General features: G+C 73.9%; 16 protein-coding genes. 5 read left to right on the top strand and 11 right to left on the bottom strand.

Translation table 11 applies throughout. From position 1 onward, the window contains the following. Nucleotides 1–97: 97 nt before the first annotated feature. Nucleotides 98–562, bottom strand: coding sequence for a MarR family winged helix-turn-helix transcriptional regulator (locus ABT238_RS11425; RefSeq protein WP_350566454.1), 465 nt, complete (start codon nt 560–562; stop codon nt 98–100). A 90-nt stretch (nt 563–652) separates the two neighbouring features. On the opposite strand from ABT238_RS11425, the gene ABT238_RS11420 reads away from it, so the two are divergent. Then, entirely contained in the window at nt 653–1,696 is a 1,044-nt protein-coding gene (locus tag ABT238_RS11420; RefSeq protein ID WP_350756706.1) for an NADP-dependent oxidoreductase, read from the top strand. 363 nt (nt 1,697–2,059) lie between these two features. Next, nucleotides 2,060–2,554, top strand: a complete 495-nt coding sequence (locus ABT238_RS11415) for a DUF3145 domain-containing protein (RefSeq protein WP_350566458.1) — start codon at nt 2,060–2,062, stop codon at nt 2,552–2,554. 129 nt (nt 2,555–2,683) lie between these two features. Here ABT238_RS11415 and fabF read toward each other — a convergent pair whose 3' ends face one another. The 5 genes from fabF to ABT238_RS11390 all read right to left on the bottom strand — a co-directional run bounded on the left by fabF (nt 2,684) and on the right by ABT238_RS11390 (nt 7,678). Continuing rightward, nucleotides 2,684–3,949 carry a beta-ketoacyl-ACP synthase II gene (gene fabF, locus ABT238_RS11410; protein ID WP_350566460.1) on the bottom strand — a complete coding sequence of 422 codons (1,266 nt, stop codon included), beginning with the start codon at nt 3,947–3,949 and terminating at the stop codon, nt 2,684–2,686. A 141-nt stretch (nt 3,950–4,090) separates the two neighbouring features. Continuing rightward, nucleotides 4,091–4,333, bottom strand: a complete 243-nt coding sequence (locus ABT238_RS11405) for an acyl carrier protein (RefSeq protein WP_350566462.1) — start codon at nt 4,331–4,333, stop codon at nt 4,091–4,093. A 79-nt stretch (nt 4,334–4,412) separates the two neighbouring features. Continuing rightward, entirely contained in the window at nt 4,413–5,447 is a 1,035-nt protein-coding gene (locus ABT238_RS11400) for a beta-ketoacyl-ACP synthase III (RefSeq protein ID WP_350566464.1), read from the bottom strand. After that, nucleotides 5,444–6,391, bottom strand: coding sequence for an ACP S-malonyltransferase (locus ABT238_RS11395; RefSeq protein WP_350566466.1), 948 nt, complete (start codon nt 6,389–6,391; stop codon nt 5,444–5,446). The genes ABT238_RS11400 and ABT238_RS11395 overlap by 4 nt, the downstream gene beginning before the upstream one ends. Nucleotides 6,392–6,481: 90 nt before the next feature. After that, complete coding sequence (locus ABT238_RS11390) at nt 6,482–7,678, bottom strand: PucR family transcriptional regulator (RefSeq protein WP_350566500.1); 1,197 nt, start codon at nt 7,676–7,678, stop codon at nt 6,482–6,484. A 289-nt stretch (nt 7,679–7,967) separates the two neighbouring features. On the opposite strand from ABT238_RS11390, the gene ABT238_RS11385 reads away from it, so the two are divergent. Beyond that, complete coding sequence (locus ABT238_RS11385; RefSeq protein WP_350566468.1) at nt 7,968–8,744, top strand: pirin family protein; 777 nt, start codon at nt 7,968–7,970, stop codon at nt 8,742–8,744. 5 nt (nt 8,745–8,749) lie between these two features. Here the strand turns inward: ABT238_RS11385 and ABT238_RS11380 are convergent, their stop codons facing one another. Continuing rightward, on the bottom strand, nt 8,750–9,580 hold the full coding sequence (locus ABT238_RS11380) for a serine hydrolase domain-containing protein (protein WP_350566470.1): 831 nt from the start codon (nt 9,578–9,580) through the stop codon (nt 8,750–8,752). A gap of 108 nt (nt 9,581–9,688) precedes the next feature. Here ABT238_RS11380 and ABT238_RS11375 point away from each other — a divergent pair, with 108 nt between their 5' ends. Together ABT238_RS11375 and ABT238_RS11370 are read left to right on the top strand one after the other, a co-directional pair. After that, entirely contained in the window at nt 9,689–10,150 is a 462-nt protein-coding gene (locus ABT238_RS11375; protein WP_350566472.1) for a MerR family transcriptional regulator, read from the top strand. A 307-nt stretch (nt 10,151–10,457) separates the two neighbouring features. Further along, nucleotides 10,458–11,435, top strand: coding sequence for a helix-turn-helix transcriptional regulator (locus ABT238_RS11370; RefSeq protein WP_350566474.1), 978 nt, complete (start codon nt 10,458–10,460; stop codon nt 11,433–11,435). A 13-nt stretch (nt 11,436–11,448) separates the two neighbouring features. Here ABT238_RS11370 and ABT238_RS11365 read toward each other — a convergent pair whose 3' ends face one another. The 4 genes from ABT238_RS11365 to ABT238_RS11350 all read right to left on the bottom strand — a co-directional run bounded on the left by ABT238_RS11365 (nt 11,449) and on the right by ABT238_RS11350 (nt 18,721). Then, a complete protein-coding gene (locus ABT238_RS11365) occupies nt 11,449–12,660 on the bottom strand; it encodes an alpha/beta hydrolase (RefSeq protein WP_350566476.1) in 1,212 nt (403 codons plus the stop codon). A 235-nt stretch (nt 12,661–12,895) separates the two neighbouring features. Next, entirely contained in the window at nt 12,896–15,268 is a 2,373-nt protein-coding gene (locus tag ABT238_RS11360; RefSeq protein ID WP_350756703.1) for a Dyp-type peroxidase, read from the bottom strand. A 30-nt stretch (nt 15,269–15,298) separates the two neighbouring features. Continuing rightward, the gene (locus ABT238_RS11355; protein WP_350566480.1) at nt 15,299–17,236 is read right to left on the bottom strand and encodes a galactose oxidase early set domain-containing protein; all 1,938 of its coding nucleotides are present in this window, start codon (nt 17,234–17,236) and stop codon (nt 15,299–15,301) included. Nucleotides 17,237–17,482: 246 nt separating this feature from the next. Further along, nucleotides 17,483–18,721: an acyltransferase family protein gene (locus ABT238_RS11350; RefSeq protein WP_350756701.1), complete on the bottom strand. Its 1,239-nt coding sequence runs from the start codon at nt 18,719–18,721 to the stop codon at nt 17,483–17,485. Between the last annotated feature and the right edge of the window lie 45 nt (nt 18,722–18,766).

The following is an 18,766-nucleotide window of genomic DNA, read 5'->3' as shown; positions in this document are numbered from 1 at the left end:
GCGGACAGGTGCCGGTCTTCGAACGTTAGACGTTTCGGGGGAGTGTTCGGTTACCTCCGATCGGCGGCCAATTCGCCGGCCGGCGCTGTGATGCTCCTCACGCGCCCGGTCCGGAGGCGCCGGTGAGCATCCGCCGCAGCAGGTCGCGCAGCTGGGTCCGCTCGTCCGGGCCGAGCGCGGCGAGCGGCTCGCGGGCGAAGTTCAGCGACTCGCGCAGCTCCTCGGAGGCGGTGCTGCCGGTGTCGGTGGCGGCGACCAGCTTGACCCGGCGGTCCTGCTGGTCGGGCCGGCGGGTGACGAAGCCGCGGGTCTCCAGCCGGTCGACGATGCCGGTGATGTTGGAGGGCTCGCAGCTGAGCGTCTGGGCGATCTGGCGCATGGGCATCGGGCCGCGCCGCAGCAGGGCGAGGACCTTGGCCTGCGCTCCGGTGAGCGAGCGGGCGGCGGCGGCCTCCTCGTACTCGCGGTGGAAGAGCGCGACCAGGTTGGCCATGAGGTCGACGACCTCGCGGGTGATCTCGTCGGCCGGTGGCGCGGTGTCCCGGGTCGGCTGGGCGTTCATGGTCACCACTCTACCTGAATATTTGACAACGTGAAATTTTCATGCACATTGTTACTTCACCTACTCAACCTTTCATGTGGGGAGATCACCATGACCGCCGAGCCGACCGCGCCGGAAGCGCCCGCCACCACCCGCGAGTGGCACCTCGCCGCCCGCCCCCAGGGCTGGCCGACCCCGGCCGACTTCGCCCTCGTCGAGGCGCCGGTGCGCACCCCGGGTCCGGGCGAGGTCCTGGTCCGCAACACCCACCTGTCGGTGGACCCCTACATGCGCGGCCGGATGAACGACGTGAAGTCCTACATCCCGCCGTTCGAGGTCGGGGCGGCGATGGACGGCGGCGCCGTCGGCCGCGTGGTCGCCTCGAACGCCGAGGGCTTCGCCCCGGGCGACGCCGTGCTGCACGGGCTCGGCTGGCGCGAGTACGCGACCCTGCCGGCGAAGCACGCGGTCAAGGTGCCGCGGATCGAGGGCGTGCCGCTCTCCGCCTACCTCGGCGTGCTCGGGATGCCCGGCCTGACCGCGTACGCGGGCCTGCTGGCGGTCGGCGGCCTCAAGGAGGGCGACCGGGTCTTCGTCTCCGGCGCGGCCGGCGCGGTCGGCTCGATCGTCGGCCAGATCGCCCGGCTGAAGGGCGCCTCGCTGGTGGTCGGTTCGGCCGGCTCGGCGCAGAAGGCGGCCCGGCTGACGGAGGAGTACGGCTTCGACGCCGCCTTCAACTACAAGGACGGCCCGGTCCGCGAGCAGCTCGCCAAGGCCGCCCCGGAGGGCATCGACCTCTACTTCGACAACGTCGGCGGCGATCACCTGGAGGCCGCGATCGGCGCGCTGGGCGTGCACGGGCGCGCCGTGCTGTGCGGCGCCATCGCCCAGTACAACGACACCGAAGCGGCGCCCGGTCCGCGCAACCTGGCGCTGTCCGTGATCGGCAAGCGGCTGCGCCTGGAGGGGGTGCTGGTCGGCGACCACGACGCGCTGCGGCCGCAGTTCCTCGCCGAGGTGGGCGGCTGGCTGAAGGACGGGAAGCTGCGCTACGAGGAGACCGTGGTGGACGGCTTCGAGAACACCCCGCAGGCCTTCCTGGACATGCTGCGCGGCGCCAACACCGGCAAGATGGTGGTCCGCCTGGACGGCTGACGCCGCGTCCGGGCCGCCCGCCCGCACCGCCTCGCACCGGCCCGCCCGGTGCGAGGCGGTTCGCGTACCCGGCAGAGGGAGTCCGGCCGCACTACCGCATTCCGGCCGGATCCGAAAGTGCGTCATCCGCGCCGAGGGGCGGCGCGGTACGGTGGTTTTGCCTGGCGATGGGGCCGTTCGGGGGAGAGATCCGACCGAGGGGTGGACCTCGTTGCGGATTCGACTAGCATTGAGCGAAAGCCTGTCCGTTTTGCTCAATTTAGTGGCTTAATGTCAGCTAACGTGGGTAACTGTGGATCAACTACGGGCACGAACGCGAGGCAGCTGGGGAAGGCGACCCTCGTCCACAGCCTGGAGGTCCCGGTGACGACACGTGGAGTCCTGTACATCCACTCCGCGCCCCGCGCGCTGTGCCCGCACGTCGAGTGGGCCGTCGCGGGGGTGCTCGGCGTGCGGGTGAGCCTGGACTGGATCCGCCAGCCGGCCGCGCCCGGGCACTGGCGTGCCGAGCTGTCCTGGCAGGGCGAGCCCGGTACGGCCTCGAAGCTCGCCTCCGCGCTGCGCGGCTGGCAGCTGATGCGGTACGAGGTCACCAGCGAGCCCTGCGCCGCCGCCGAGGGCGAGCGGTACAGCAGCACGCCCGGGCTCGGCATCTTCCACGCCGTCACCGGCATCCACGGGGACATCCTGATCCCCGAGGACCGGCTGCGGGCCGTCCTGCTGCGCGCCCGCAGCGAGGGGGCGGACCTGGAGGCGGAGATCGCCATGCTGCTCGGCAAGCCCTGGGACGACGAGCTGGAGCCCTTCCGCTACGCCGGGGAGGGCGCCCCGGTGCGCTGGCTGCACCAGGTGGTCTGATCACCAGGTGGTCCGATCACAGGGCTGGTCCGATCACGGGGCTGGTCCGATCACCGGGACAACGGACGAGGACGGGGCCGGCGCTCACTCGGTGAGCGCCGGCCCCGTCCTGTCGGGTTCGAAGCGCGGTCAGCGGGTGCGGAAGGCCAGCACCACGTTGTGGCCGCCGAAGCCGAACGAGTTGTTCAGCGCGGCGATCCGGCCCTCGGGCAGCTTGCGGGCCTCGCCGCGGACGATGTCCGCCTCCACGTCCTCGTCCAGTTCGTCGACGTTGATGGTCGGCGGGGCGACGCGGTGGTACAGCGCCTGCACGGTGGCGACCGTCTCGATGCCGCCGGCGCCGCCGAGCAGGTGACCGGTCATCGACTTGGTGGCCGAGATGGCGATGTGGTCGAGGTCCTCGCCCAGCTCCTTGCGCAGCGCCTTCAGCTCGGCGGTGTCACCCTGCGGGGTCGAGGTGGCGTGCGCGTTGACGTGCACGATCTCGGACTTGTCCAGCTGGTTGCGCTCGAACAGGTCGGCCAGCGCGCGGGCCACGCCGGCGCCGGTCGGCTCGGGCTGGGCGATGTGGTGGGCGTCCGAGGACAGGCCCTGGCCGACCGCCTCGCAGTAGATCCGGGCCCCGCGGGCCTCGGCGTGCTCCACGGACTCCAGCACGACGACGCCGGCGCCCTCGCCCAGCACGAAGCCGTCCCGGGCCTTGTCGTACGGGCGGGAGGCGCGCTCGGGGTCGTCGTTGTTCTTGGACATCGCCATCATGTTGGCGAACGCGGCGATCGGCAGCGGGTGGACCGCCGCCTCGGTGCCGCCGGCCACCACGACGTCGGCACGGCCGCTGCGGATCATCTCGATCGCGTAGCCGATCGCCTCGGCGCCGGAGGCGCAGGCGGAGACGGGGGTGTGCACACCCGCGCGGGCGCCGACCTCCAGGCCGACGTTGGCCGCCGGAGAGTTGGGCATCAGCATCGGGACGGTGTGCGGGGAGACCTTGCGGGCGCCCTTCTCGCGCAGCACGTCGTACTGGTCGAGCAGGGTGGTGACGCCGCCGATGCCGGAGGCGATCACGGCGCCCAGCCGCTCCGGGGCGAGCTTGGACGACTCGTCGGTGGCCGGGGTCTCGTAGCCGGCGTCGGCCCAGGCCTCGCGGGCGGCGATGAGCGCGAACTGGGCCGAGCGGTCCAGCTTGCGGGCCAGCGGACGGGGCAGGATCTCACCCGGCTCGACGGCGGTGCGCGCGGCGATCCGCACGGGCAGCTCGGCGGCCCACTCCTCGGTCAGGGCAGCCACCCCGGAGCGCCCGGCGAGCAGGTTCTCCCAGGTGGTGGCGGCGTCGCCGCCCAGCGGCGTGAAGGCGCCGATACCCGTGACGACCACGGTACGGTTCTCAACAGTCACTGGATCTTCTTCTCTCACGTTGTGCGGGGGTCGGCGGCGGCCGAGGGTGAGCCCGGCCGGGCGCCCGGTGGGCGTCCCGGCCGGCGGGTCGGCCGACCCGGGAGGAGCCGGCCGATGTCAGGCGTCGAACGAGCCGACTGCTCAGGCGTGGCTGAGGATGTAGTCCACGGCGTCGCCGACGGTCTTCAGGTTCTTGACCTCGTCGTCCGGGATCTTGACGTCGAAGCGCTCCTCGGCGGCCACGACGACCTCGACCATGGACAGCGAGTCGACGTCCAGGTCGTCGGTGAAGGACTTGTCGAGCTCGACGTCCTCGGTCGGGATGCCGGCGATCTCGTTGACGATCTCGGCGAGACCGTCCAGGACCTCGTCCTTGGTAGCCATACTGGCTGCTCCTCTTCGGTGTTGAATGCGCCTGCCCGGCGGACGGACGCAGGTTTGCGGGTGGATCGGGCGAAAACGCCTAGGGGAGCGTAACGACTGCCGCGGCGTACACGAGACCCGCCCCGAACCCGATGATCAGGGCGAGGTCACCGCTGCGCGCCTCGCCGCTCTCCAGCATGCGCTCCATCGCCAGCGGGATGGAGGCCGCCGAGGTGTTCCCGGTCTCCGCGATGTCACGGGCGACGGGGACCGACTCGGGCAGCTTGAGGGCCTTGATCATGGCGTCGGTGATCCGCATGTTGGCCTGGTGCGGGATGAACGCGCCGAGCTGGTCGGCGGTGATCCCGGCGGCGTCCAGCGCCTGCTGGGCGACCTTGGCCATCTCCCAGACGGCCCAGCGGAAGACGGTCTGACCCTCCATCCGCAGGGCCGGCCACTTGACCTCCTCGCCGGCGCCGTTGACGGCGTCCTCCTTGGCGAAGGCGGTGTCCCAGGCCTCGGTCTGCGAGATGACGTCCTTCTGCGAGCCGTCCGAGCCCCAGATCAGCTTGCCGATGCCGGGGGTGTCGGAGGGGCCGACGATCGCGGCGCCGGCGCCGTCGCCGAAGATGAACGCGGTCGAGCGGTCCGAGGTGTCGGTCAGGTCGCTGAGCCGCTCCACGCCGATCACCAGCACGTACTCGGCGGTGCCGCCGCGGACCATGCCGTCGGCCAGGCCCAGGCCGTAGCCGAAGCCGGCGCAGGCGGCCGAGATGTCGAAGGCCGGGGCGGTGCCGCAGCCGAGCCGCTGGGCGATCTCGGTGGCGATGGCCGGGGTCTGCTTGAGGTGCGAGACGGTGGCGACGATCACGCCGCCGATCCGCGCCGGGTCGATCCCGGCCTGCGCGATCGCCTTGCCGGCGGCCTGCACCGACATCTCGGCGACCGACTCCTCGGGGCCCGCCCAGCGGCGCTCGGCGATCCCGCTGCGGGTGCGGATCCACTCGTCCGAGGAGTCGATCCAGGTCAGCACCTCGGCGTTCGGGATCACCCGGACCGGGCGGTAGCCGCCCACACCGTGGATGCGGGAGTACCGCGCCCCGGTGACCGGGCGGATCTGGGGGGTGTTGCTCATGCCTGCTCCTGCTCCTGACCGCCGTGCTCCGCGACGATCTCGCGGGCCTTGTCCAGGTCCGCGGGGGTCTTGAGGGCAAGCGTCGCCACGCCCTTGAGGTTGCGCTTGACCAGTCCGGTGAGGGTGCCCGCGGGGGCCAGCTCGATGACGGCGGTCGCGCCCAGCCGCTGCAGGGTCTCCATGCAGAGGTCCCAGCGGACCGGGTTGGAGACCTGCGACACCAGGCGGCTCAGCACCTCGGCGCCGGAGGCGACGACCCCGCCGTCCTGGTTGGAGACGTACGCGACCTTGGGGTCGGAGACCGGCAGGGTCGGGGCCAGCTTGGCCAGCCGCTCGACACCGGGGGCCATGTGGGCGGTGTGGAACGCGCCCGCCACCTTCAGCGCGACCAGGCGGGCGCCGGCCGGCGGGTCCTCGCGCAGCGCGTCCAGCTGCGGCAGGGTGCCGGCCGCGACGATCTGGCCGCCGCCGTTGTTGTTGGCCGCGGTCAGGCCGTGCTCGGCGAGCTTCGCCGCGACCTCCTCCGGGTCGCCGCCGAGCAGGGCGAGCATGCCCGTCTCGGTGGCCGCGGCGGCCTCGGCCATCGCGAGGCTGCGCTCGCGCACGAAGGTCAGCGCGTCGCGGGCGCTCAGCACGCCGGCGCCGGCCGCGGCGGTGATCTCGCCGACGCTGTGGCCGGCGACCGCGCCGACCAGCGCGCGGGCGGCGTCCTCGTCCGGGAACAGCGCCCGCGCGGTCACCAGGCCGGCCGCCACCAGCAGCGGCTGGGCGACGGCGGTGTCCTTGATCTCCTCGGCGTCCGCCTCCGTTCCGGCGCGCACGAGGTCGAGCCCGGCGACCTCCGACCAGCCCTGAAGGCGGTCGGCGACACCGTCGAGCTCCAGCCAAGGGCGGAGGAAACCGGGGGTCTGGGCACCCTGTCCAGGGGCGACGATTACGAGCACGGTTCAACCCTCTCTCGCCAGGCGCCCGCGGGCGGGTAGGCGACGGTAACGAAGAAAAGCATCCGGGATTGTAAGGTCCCTACAGCGTGGTCAGCTTGACTCCCCAGCGGCGGTGAGCCGCCCCAGCGCCAGTGCGATACGCAGGGTGAAGGCCGAACGCACGTCGGAGGGAGCGTAGCCCGTGACGTCGGTCACACGTCGGAGCCGGTAGCGCACCGTGTTGGGGTGGACGAAGAGCATCCGGGCGGCTCCCTCCAACGAGGAGGCCTGCTCCAGATAGACACTCAAGGTCTCCAGGAGTGCCGAGCCCGCCTCGTCCAGCGGTGTGTAGATCTCCTCCACCAGCTGGCGCCGGGCCGCCTGGTCTCCGGCCAGCGCGCGCTCCGGCAGCAGGTCGTCGGCCAGCACCGGGCGCGGCGCGTCCGGCCAGGCCGCGCAGGCCCGCAGGCCAGCCGCGGCGGCGTGCGCCGAGCGGGTCGCCGAGAGCAGGTCCGGCACGGTCGGGCCGACCACCACCGGGCCGGGCGCGAACTGGCCGATCAGGGCCCGGGCCGCGTGCACCGGCTCCTTGTCGCCGCCCACCACGACCACCAGGCGCTTGCCCAGCACCCCGGTCAGCACGTGCAGCTTGGCGTACCGGGCGGCGCGGCGGATCGCCTCGACCACCAGTTCGCTGTCCCCGTCCGGAGCCGAGCCCATCACCACCCGGACCTGGCTCGGCTGGCCCCAGCCGAGCGCGGCGGCCCGCGACAGCACGCCCTCGTCGGCGTCGCCGGAGAGCAGCGAGTTGACCACCAGCGCCTCCAGCCGGGCGTCCCAGGCGCCCCGGGCCTCGGCGGCCTGGGCGTACACCTGGGCGGTGGCGAAGGCGATCTCCCGGGCGTAGACCAGCACCGACTCGCGCATGTCGGCCTCGTCGCCGGGGGCGGCCACCTCCTCGATGGCCTCCTCCATCACCTCGATGGTGGTGCGGATCAGCTCGACGGTCTGGCGCAGGGTGATCGCCCGGGTCAGCTCGCGCGGCGCGGTGCCGAAGACGTCGGTGGAGATCGCCTGCGGGGCGTCCGGCTTGCGGTACCACTCGGTGAACGCGGCGATGCCGGCCTGGGCGACCAGGCCGATCCAGGAGCGGTGCTCCGGCGGCATCCGCCGGTACCAGCCGAGCTGGTCGTCCATCCGGGCGATCGCGGCCGAGGCGAGCTTGCCCGAGGACTTCTCCAGCCGCTTGAGGGTCGCGGCCCGGCGCTCGGCGCGCTCGGCGGCGAGCCGGCGCTCCTGCGCGGTCAGGCGCGGTGCCGCCCGTCCGGGCCGGTCTCTCCCGGCGCCCGGCGTCGGGCTCTTCCCGCTCTTGTCGGGATTGGCGGTCGGATCGCTCTTGGAGTTCGCGGAAGCGGCTGGCACAGGGACAAGACTGCCTCACCGGAGTGACTGCTCGTGCACAGGGCCCGGCACAGCGGCGGGGTGGTGGCGGTCACACCCGTCACCTGTGCCACGCGCGAGTGGGCGGGCGTGACGAGTGTCGGCACCGGGTCCAGAGCGCCCGGACCGAGCCAACGAGCAGGCTACGGTGGGTCCCGTGACCGATGCCCCCGCCCGCCCCCGCGCCGATCTGCGCCGCACCGCCGAGCGCTACCGCTCGACGCCCGCCGAGGGCGTCGAGACCAGGCACGCGTTCTCCTTCTCCGGGCACTACGACCCGAAGAACACCCACTTCGGCGCCCTGCTCGCGTGCAACGAGGAACTCCTCGCCCCCGGCGCCGGGTTCGACGAGCACAGGCACCGGGACACCGAGATCCTCACCTGGGTGCTGGAGGGCGCGCTCGCCCACCGGGACTCGTGCGGGCACGACGGGGTGGTGCGCCCCGGCATGGTCCAGCACCTGAGCGCCGGCTCCGGCGTCACGCACACCGAGCGCAACGTCGGCGGGGCCGAGGGGCCGGTCCGGTTCGTCCAGATGTGGCTCCAGCCCGACGTCTTCGACGCGCCCCCCGCGTACGGACTGCGCGGGGTGGAGCGCGCGGCCGACGGGTTGACGCTGCTCGCCTCCGGGCTGGCGCGGGACGCCGGTACCCGGGCGCTGCGGCTGCGGCGCGGTGACGCCGCGCTCTGGCTGGTGACGGCCGGGCCGTGGCAGCCGCTGCCCGCCCTGCCGGCCGCCGCCTACCGGTACGCGCACCTGACGGCCGGCTCGCTGGGCTACCGGACGGTGCCCGGCCCGCAGGGCGGGGGCCGCTCGATGGTCCCCGGCGACAGCGTGCGGATCACCGGGGACGCCTTCGTGGCGCCGACGGCCGGCGAGGACGGCGCGGAGCTGCTCCTGTGGGAGATGCACTCGCCGGTCTCGTACGGCTGAGGGCCCTACGGGAGTTCGGCGAGGACGGCGTCGCTCAGGGCCGGCCAGACCTCGGCGGCCCATGGGCCGAAGTCACGGTCGGTGAGCGCGATGCAGGCCGCGCCGGCCTGCGGGTCCACCCACAGGAAGGTGCCGGACTGGCCGAAGTGGCCGAAGGTGGCCGGGGAGTTGGCGGTGCCGGTCCAGTGCGGCGCCTTGCCGTCGCGGATCTCGAAGCCGAGGCCCCAGTCGTTGGGCCGGCGGTGGCCGAAGCCGGGCAGCACGCCGCTGGTGCCCGGGAAGGCGACCTCGCGGGTGGCGGCGCGCAGCGTGCCCGGGTCGAGCAGCTTGGGCGCCTGGAGCTCGGCGGCGAACCGGGTGAGGTCGGCGACGGTGGACAGGCCGCCGGCCCCGGCGGGGGAGCGGTGCGCGGTGTTGATCAGGGTGGCGTGCATGCCGAGCGGCTGGAACACGGCCTCGGCGGCGTAGCGGCCGAACTCGATGCCGGCGGCCCGCTCCAGGGCCTGCGCCAGGACGCCGAAGCCGGCGTTGGAGTAGAGCCGGCGGTTGCCGGGCGCGGCCATCACCTTGTTCTCGTCGAAGGCCAGGCCCGAGGTGTGGGCCAGCAGGTGCCGGACGGTCGAGCCCTCCGGCCCGGCCGGGTCGTCCAGCTCGAAGACGCCCTCCTCGACCGCGACCAGTACGGCGTACGAGGTGAGCAGCTTGGTCACCGACGCCAGCGGGAACAGGTGGTCCTGCGGTCCGTACGCGCCCAGCACCGCGCCGTCCGCGCCCCGTACGACGGCCGCCGCCGCGTGCGGCACCGGCCAGGTCTCGATCTTCCGCAAGCTCTCCATGGGCCCCGACTCTAACCGGGCCGGTCGGCCCGGCGGGACGGCCGGCTTGCTTCGAGTGCACTCCAAGCCGTTAGGGTCGTCGTCACGTTCGTCACCGGGGGGCCGACCATGACCGCACTCGCATCGTTCGAGGCCGAGCTGCGCACCTGCTGGGACGTGTTCCGGGATCCGGTCGGCGCGCCCGACCGCACGCCTCGGCACACCATCGGCGAGGTGTCGGCGGCCAGCGGGCTGACCGCGCACACCCTGCGCTGGTACGAGCGGATCGGCCTGCTCGACCCGGTGGACCGCTCGGCCTCGGGCCAGCGCCGGTACAGCGACGCCGACCTGCACCGGCTGGCCTTCCTCGGGCGGCTGCGGCTGACCGGGATGCCGGTGGCCGACATGCTGCGGTACGTGGAGCTGGCCCGGGAGGGCGAGCGGACCTCCGGGGACCGCCGCGACCTGCTGCTCGCCCACCGGGAGGCGGTGCGCCAGCAGATCGCGGACCTGCACGCGACGCTGGCCGTGCTCGACCACAAGATCGACGTGTACAACGGGCGGCTCGCCCGGTGCGCGGCGAGCCACTGAGGGCCGGTCGGAGCGCGCGGCCGAGGTGGGCGGCGAGCCGGGTGTACGGGTCGGCACCGGCCGGGGCGGGCCGAACGGGACGCCGCCGCCGCGTGGTTCGGCCGGCAGGCGGCCGGGGCGATCGCCGGCGCGGCCTCGGCGATCAGCTCCTCCAGCCGGTCGAGGGTGAGCCGGTACAGCGGGCGGGGGTCCTGGGTGGTGTCCGTGGGACGGGTCAACTCCATTGGTGCGGAAGGTTTTCGCTGCGGGAGGCAATCTCCCGGTAAAACCTGACAACCGTCGTCATGATTTCTGGGATCCTCGGTTCATGAAGGCCGACCGCCTGCTCTCGATCCTCCTGCTGCTCCAGACCCGCGGCCGGGTGCCCGCCACCGAACTGGCCGAACGGCTGGAGGTGTCGGTGCGCACCATCTACCGCGACGTCGAGGCGCTCTCGGCGGCCGGCGTTCCCGTCTGCACCGAGCGCGGCAGGCACGGCGGCATCAGCCTGCTGCCCGGCTACCGCACCGACGTCAGCGGTCTGACCGCCGACGAGGCGCGCGCCCTGTTCGTGCTCTCCGCCCAGGGCGCGCACAGCGACCTCGGGCTGGACGGCGCGCTCGGCTCGGCGCTGCGCAAGGTGATGGCCGCGCTGCCCGCCCCGCACCGGCCGGGCGCCGAGCGGATCAGCGAGCGCGTCCTGGTCGACCCGGCGCGCTGGCTGCAGGCGGGTGCCCCGCAGGGGCCGGACCTGGGCGAGCTGCAGTACGCGGTGTTCGCCGACCGCCGGCTGCGGCTGCGCTACCGGCACAGCGGCACGCCCGCGCCGTTGGAGTACACCGTGGACCCGTACGGCCTGGTCAGCAAGGCCTCGGTCTGGTACCTGGCGGCCGATCTGCACGGCGAGCCCCGGCTGTTCCGGGCCGACCGGGTGCTCTACGCGGAGACCTCGGAGGAGCCGGTGCGCCGGCGGCCCGGGGTGACGCTGGGCGAGGTCTGGGCGGTACTGCGCGAGCAGGTCGAGCGGCTGCCCAAGGAGTTGACGGTGAAGGTGCGGGTGCGGCGCGGACGGCTGGACATGTTCGTCCGGATCCACGGCGCCCGGCTCACCGCCCCGCCGCCGGAGACCGGCGGCGGGGCGCCCGAGGAGTGGGTCGAACTCGCCCTCGGCTTCCAGTCGTTGCCCGCCGTCCGGGCGCTGCTCGCGTTCGGCGCGGACGCCGAGGTGCTCTCCCCGCCGGCCGCCCGCCGGGAGATGGGCCGGGCCGCCGCCGAGGCCGTCCGGCTCTACCCCGAGGGGCGCTGAGGACGCCGAGCCGTCAGGCCTCCGGGGCGGGGCGGACCACGTCCTGGTAGGCGCCGAGGGCGACGGCCGCGAAGTTGTGCAGGCTGTCGGTTCCGGTGGCGAAGTAGCCGTTGTGGCCGGAGGACCGGGCCGAGGAGATCCGCTCCGACCCGAAGTCCAGCGAGGTCGGGTCGGCGCCGTGGCCGAGCCCGCCGACCTCCAGGTACGGCACGTTGCCGATCCAGTCGGTCTCGTTGCGGGTGGCCCAGACGTGCACCCCGGCGCCGAGCTCCGGGCTGCTCTCCACGCCCATGCCGGGGGAGCCGAACACCACCAGGTCGGTGATGCCGGTGGTGTCGGCCGGCGAGGCGGCCGCCCGGGGGATGTCCGGTGCGGCGGTGCCGCAGACCACCGAGCCGTAGGAGTGGCAGAACAGCGCGGGCGGGGCCTGGGGCCGGGTGGTCTCCTTGAGCCCGGCGAGCAGCCGGCGCAGCCGGGGGGCGCCGACGTCGGCGAGCCGGGAGGTCACCGCGTCGGGACCGAGGCCGGAGGGGGTGACGTAGCCGGTCCAGGCGACCACCGCGGTGCGGGTGCCCGGGGACTGCCGGTGCTCCTCCTGGTACAGGGCCCGGGCCATGCCGGCGGGGGAGCGCAGCGGTTCGACGGCCTGGTCGAAGTGGCCGAGGTCGGCGTCGGAGCCGGGGACGAGCACGGCGACCCGGTCGGCGCCGCCGAGGTCGCCCCAGACCTCGGTGAGCAGGCCGCGCCCGCGCGGGTCGAAGGCGAGGATCTGACGGCCCGGCGCGAGCAGGCTCTGCACGTCGTTGGCGCGGGAGACGGCGAGCGCGCGCTGCTCCGGGGCGAGGGCGTGGTCGGCGGCCCGGGCCCGGGCGCGGTCGCGCTCGGCGGCCAGCGCGATCCGGTTGGCCCGGTAGCGCAGGGCGAGCGGGGCGCCGTCGAAGTTGCCGACCACCAGTGGGTAGGCCTCGACCAGCCGGTCCAGTTCGGCCGGGGACAGCTGGGCGAAGAACTCGGCGGCGGCGGCCGGGGCGGTGGTGGCCGGGTCGGGCAGGTCCCGGTCGTAGGTGTGGTCCTCGACCCAGGCGGCGCTGCCGGCCGGCGGGGTGGAGATGGCCAACTGCTCGGTGGCCGCCGCGGCCTGGGCGGCCGCCGCACCGGCGTCGGCGAGGACGGCGGCGCCCGCGAAGGCGCCGATCAGGACGTGCTTCCACCGCCGACGGCGCATCGCCTCAACTCCCTGAGAGTCCCGTCACCGATCCCGGACGGGGCCCGGAGGGTGGTACGACTGCCAACTTCCCTGCGCAAGCCTAGGGGCCAGGAGGCGCGCTGGGCGCGGCTCAAACTGTGGGATGGATCACATGAACCGGGAGTGTCCCGGATGCGTCCCGATCGTTCGCGTGAGCACCGGTGCGCCCCCGCGACCGGGCGGTCGCGGGGGCGCCGGGACGGGGCCGGAGGCCCTACCCGCTCAGCGAGTTCCAGGCCGAGCAGGAGCGCGCGCCGCTGACCAGGCGGTCCGGGTGGCCGCTGCCGTCGGCCACCGAGATCCGGCGGTAGCTGTCGCCGTGGAAGACCCAGTACTCGCTCTTGCCGCCGATCCGCTGGGCGTCCGGGACGGGCAGGAAGCAGTCCACCGCGGTGACGCCGTTCAGCGAGCCCCACTGGGACAGCTGCCGGTCGGAGCGTTCCAGGACGTCGGTGTGCGCGGCGCCGTCGGCGACCGAGATCAGCCGGTACTGCTGGCGGCCGCCGGTGGTGTGGAAGCACCAGTACCAGCTCTTGCCGCCCACCCGCTGCTGGTCGGGGACGGGCAGGAAGCAGTCCACCCGCTCGACCCCGCCCAGCGAGGCCCAGGAGGTGAGGTCGCGGTCCGGGCGCTCCAGCGCGCCGGTGTGCCCGCCGCCGCCGCTGATCGAGACCGCCCGGTACTGCTGGCGGCCGCCGGTGCTGTGGAAGACCCAGTACCAGCTCTTGCCGCCGGGGTTCTGCAGGTCGGGCATCGGCAGGACGCAGTCGATCCGGCCGACGCCCTGGAAACAGGGGTGGCTGCTCAGCGGGGTGTCGCCCTTGACCACCTGGTCGGTGTGGGCGGAGCCGTCGGCCACCGAGATCTTCCGGTACCGGTCGCCGTGGCCGACCCAGAACTGGCTCCGGCCGCCGCGCCGCCACTGGTCGGGGACGGGCAGGAAGTCGTCGCAGGGGTACGCCGGACCGCCCACGGCGGTGCTCTGGCCGCCCGGCCGGGTCTGGGTCTGGCTCTGCCCGCCGCCCTGGCCGCCCTGGCCCGTCTGACCTGTCTGGCCCGTCTGGCCGCCGGCGGCGGGGCCGACGAGCCGTCCGTCGGCGAGCCCCCGCAGGGTGCTGAGGGACGGCATGAAGGCGTACACCGATCCGGTGGTCTGCACGAACTGGGCGAAGCTCAGCGGAGTGTGCTTGATGCTGCCGTTCGACTCCCGGCTCTCGAAGTCGACGTCGGGGGCCTCCTGGGTGACCGGGTCCTTCCCGGGCACCGGGTTGCGTCCGGGCGGGAAGTCCGGCTGGTCCATCCAGTCGGCCTGGATGAACTCGAACTGCCGCTGGATGTCGGCCTGGTAGCAGACGAACAGCAGGCCGCGCGGGTCGTCCGGTCCGCCCGGGCCCTCCGAGGCCGGGTCGAACGGCGCCCCGTAGGGCGTGCCGCGGCGCATGATCCGGCGGCCGTCGAGCGCCTTGGCGTCGAGCGGCGGCTGACCGGGGTCGGGCGCCTGGAGGCCGGCGCGCGGGCTGGTTTTGCGCAGGTGCGACCAGAGCGGGGTGACCAGGCCCTCCAGGTCGTCCCGGAAGTCGAAGTCGTTGTCGGAGGCGGCACCCGGGTCGTTCGGGACGTCGTGGTCCCTGAAGTGGCACACCGGGGCGCCGGAGCGCCAGCGGCCGACCATCCGGGCGGCCAGCCACTCGGTGGTGGCGCCGTCCGGGACGGCCTTGGCGAGTCTCAGCTCCTTGAGCTTGACGCCGGCCTGCGACCACCAGCCGGGGACGTCCTGGGCGAGCCGGCGGACGACCTGGAAGGAGCCGCCGTGCGTCCACGCGGGGAAGTCCCGGAAGCTGCCGGGGGCCGGTTCCTCGCCGCAGACGAACTCCCCGGCCGGGATGATCCGGGTCCCCGGGTGGCCCTCGACCTCCTCCGGCCGGTCGGGGGCGGGCCGGTCGAAGCCGCGCACGCCGGGCTCGCTGATGCCGTCCTTGAAGCCGAAGTGCTCCTTGCCGCGGCGGCTGCCGAGCAGGGTCTGCGCGTTCTGCTGGTAGACGATCAGCACCCGGCACTCGGCGGCGGCGATCCGCTGGGCCTCGACGGCCGCCTGGAGGTCCTTCTCGGTGTCCGCGGAGAGCTTCAGCACGGCGTGCACCGGCTGGGTCCCCTCGTTGCCGAACAGCCAGTTCTCCGGGGAGTTGTCGCCGGTGTCGCCGAGTGCGCCGGCCCGCCTGGCCGAGCCCTCCTTGAACGCCTCCAGGCCGGTGCCCACCGGCGGGGGCTGCGGGAAGGGGTCGGTGGCGGAGAGCATCCGCAGGCCCTCGTAGGTGAAGCTGACGCCCAGCCAGGTGGCCTTGAGGGTCTTGGGGTCGTCGCCGCCGGAGGTCCTGCGGGCCTCGCTGAACGCCTCGTTGAACGCGGTCACCTCGCGGGTGGTGGCGATCTGCGGGGTGAGCCGCCGGAGCCAGTCGCGGGCCCGTGCGGCGTCCTCGAACTTGAGGAAGAGGACGCTGACGTTGTCCTTCTTGAAGCCGGCCAGGATGTCGCCCTGGATCTCCTCGCTGTCGCGCAGGCGCAGATCCGGGGCCGTTGCCGTTGCCATGGGGTCGGGGTCTCCTATCCGGGGTGGGGGTCAGGCGGTGGGGCCGAGCTGGATCCACTTGGCGACGGAGGGCACGCCCCGGTCGTTGAGCAGGAAGAGCAGGTACCAGCCGGGCGGTGCGGCCTTGGCGTCCGGCGGGGCCTGCAGCTCCAGCCGGTTGCCGGCCCGGCTGCTGAGCCGCAGGTCGAGGTGGCGCTGGCTGGTGTTGACCGAGTGGGTGGAGGTGGTGGGCGAGAGCAGCACGGCCTTGGAGACCAGGCCGGGGGTCTCGGTGGTGACCTGGAAGGTCTTGTCGTAGCCGACGGGGGTGGTCGGGGCCCGGTCGAGGGAGGGGCGGTCGCCCTGGTGGAGGTAGGCCGGCTCGTAGATCTCGATGGTCCCGTTCATGGTGACCGGGCCGTCCGTGCCGGGGATGTCGCTCACCGTGCCGTTGATGTCCGGGTTGTTGGCGATCTGCTGGAGCTCGTCGCCGGTGACCATGACGCGCCCGTCGGGCAGGACGACGGCGTTGGAGTGGTAGCCGCGCGGCAGCCGCTGGACCGGGCCGAGCTTCCAGTTGCCCTGGTCGTCGCGGAGTTCGACCTGGCGGTACTTGAGGTCGGCGTTCGGGTTGTAGGGGCCGTTGCCGTAGTCCCGGATGTCGTAGGCGCCGTTGACGGTCATCAGCCGGCCGTTGGGCAGCAGCAGGGTGTCGTCCTGGGTGCGGCCGAAGGCGCGGGACTTCTCGGCGGTCCAGCTGCCGTTGGAGAAGCGCAGGGTGCTCGGGTTGTCCCGGTCGCCGCCGAGGATCAGCGCGGAGTCCGGGCCGTTGACGCCGCCGGGCAGCGGGACGGCCGAGCCGTAGTTGCGCTTGCGGCCGTCCGGGCGGGCGGTCAGGTCGCTGCGGGTCTCGGCGACCGGGTCGAACTTCCACTGCTCGGCGGCCTGGCGGCCGAAGCCGTAGACCTGGCCGTCGTTGAGCGAGAACAGGTGCGGGTAGTCCAGGGAGAACGGGGCGTCGGCCGCGAAGCGGTCGACGGGGGTGTTCCTCGGGGTCTCGCTCTTCAGCGAGGGCACCGGGTAGTCCTTGGCGGGGAAGCGCTCGACCACCGGGGTGGGGGTGCCCCAGCCGAGTTCGGACTGGCCGGACATGATCAGCTGCCGGCCGTCCGCGCCGGTCACCACCGAGGGGTACCAGCGGCCCACCGACATGTCGGGGTTGCGGGTCCAGGTCTCGGTCCACGGGTCGAAGATCAGCGAGAGCTTGGCGCCGGTGCCGCCGTTGCCGCCGAGGTTGCCGCCGAAGACGCCGAGCATGCCATTGGGCAGGAAGGAGTGGCCGGCGCAGAAGAACGGCGCCGGACGGGGCTGGTTCAGGCCGTCGGGCATGTTGACCACGGGCGGGGTGACCTGCTTGAACGCGTCCTTGCCGTAGCCCTTGGCCGGGTCCCAGAGGAACGCCCGGCCCGCGTTCTCCCGCCCGGTGGTCTGGGTGGGGGCGGGCTCCTTCTCCGGGTTGGTCTCGATCCGCTCGAAGGAGAACAGCAGCACCTTGCCGGTGGGCAGCAGCGCGATGTGGTCGCCGAAGTCGGGGGAGGGGAAGTACTGGTTGAACGCCCCGAAGGTCTCGGGGGCGAAGCCCTTGTTGTGGGCGGCCTGGGACTCCGTCAGGGCGTTCAGCCGGTTGGTGCGGGTGGTCTGCGGGTAGTCGCCGACGCCGCGGACGGCCGCGCGCATCCGGGCGTGCTCCTCGGCGTGCTCCTGGCCGAGCGCGGCGACCTCGTCGTCGCGCAGCTCGGCGAGCATCCGGGGGTCGGGGACCTTGGGGGCGGTGGCGGCCGAGCCGTCGGGCGCGTCGTGGCCGCCGGAGCCGTGGGCGGCGGCGGGGGCGACGGCGGACAGGACGGTGCCGGCGGTCAGCGCACAGACCACGGCGGTGGCGAGCACGGTCGGAAGGCGTCGGCCGCGCCGTGGCGGGGACAGGGACATGGAACTCCTCGGGCAGGGGCCGTCCGGCTCGGAACTCCGGGCGGGGGGAAGGGGCAACGGCCGACGGGGCAGGGCCCGGTCGCCGACAGCCAACAGGTCATCACGGTGGGTGGCGGTTCGCATGCGGAGGCACTGCGTTCGGCGGGGACGGGGCCCGCAGGCGGGTGAGCCGGGGCGTGCCGGAACACGGAGAGGGGCGTGGACCGTCGGTCCGCGCCCCTCCACCGCCCCGCGTGCCCGCGTACGTCAGACGACGCCCAGCGCGTACGCGGTGAAGAACGCCGCTCCCGCGCCGGCCACCGCCCTGGCCGGCCGGGAGAAGCCCGTCCACGGGCCGTCGAAGCGCCGGGTGAACCACCCGATGGCGACCAGTACCGCCCCGAACAGCGGCAGCAGCGTCAGCCGGATCGCGACCCAGCCGAGCGAGTCCGGAGCCACCGTCAGCCCCGGCACCGCGCCGAAGGCCGCCGCGCCCGGCACCGCGACCGCGAGCATCGCGCTCTGGTGCCAGCAGAAGATCGTCATCGCCGAGAGGTTCACCGCCACCACCGGCAGCCAGAGCAGCGGACGGCGGGTCAGCAGCCGGCCGAGCCGCTCGCGCAGCAGCACCGCCGCGCCGCACTGCACCGAGGCCAGCGCCAGGACCAGCAGGGACGGCGGGTGCGAGTTGGTGCGCCCGGCGCCCGGCACGCCGACCATCGACGCCGGGTAGTGGAAGACCACCAGCAGCACGGCGAACAGCACCCCGCCGCCGGCCAGCAGCAGCCTTGCCGCCGGACGGCCCAGCCGCCCCCCGGCCCAGAGCACGCCCAGCTGGTAGCCGAACAGCCAGCCCGGCAGGATGTTCAGCAGGCCCACCCAGGACGGCACCGCCTGCGCCCACGGCCCGTAGCGCAGCAGGTCGACGACGGCGACCGCGGTGAGCAGCAGGCCGGCCGACCGGCCGCCCAGCCGGCGGGCGGCGCCCGCGCAGAGCGGGGTGAGCGCGGTCAGGCCCAGGTAGACCGCGATGTACCAGAGCGGCTGCACCACCAGCGTCGAGCCGGTGCGCACGGTGTCGGCGGGGACGCCGAGGCGCGGCAGCAGCGGGATCAGCAGCGCCCAGACGGCGGTCACCCCGAGCACCGGCCGCAGCAGCCGCACCGCCCGGCCGCGCAGCCAGCCCCCGTAGCCGACGCCCCGGGCCCGGGCGCGTTCCAGCGAGCGGACCGCGGAGTGGCCGCCGACCAGGAAGAACACGCCCAGCAGCTGGAGCCCCCAGCTGGCCGGGGCGAAGAAGCCGAGGTCGGGGGAGGAGAGCGGGCTGGCGTTGTGCAGGGCGCCGTCGGCGGAGCGGGTGAAGCCGCCGAGCAGCCAGTGGCCCACCGGGACGGCGAGCAGGGCGACGGCGCGCAGGCCGTCCAGGGCGCGGTCGCGGCTCTCGGGGGTGCGGGCGTCCACCTGGCGGGCGGCCCGGTGCAGGGGGGCGAGCAGGGAACTGGGCATGACGGGGTCTCCGTTCGCGGGGTGCGGCGGTGGTCCGGGGAGGGG

It is taken from the genome of Kitasatospora sp. NPDC001527 (genome assembly GCF_040298605.1).
GTDB lineage: Bacteria > Actinomycetota > Actinomycetes > Streptomycetales > Streptomycetaceae > Kitasatospora.
Note: the sequence above shows the minus strand (reverse complement) of the source record. Positions and strands in the feature narration are given on the sequence as shown.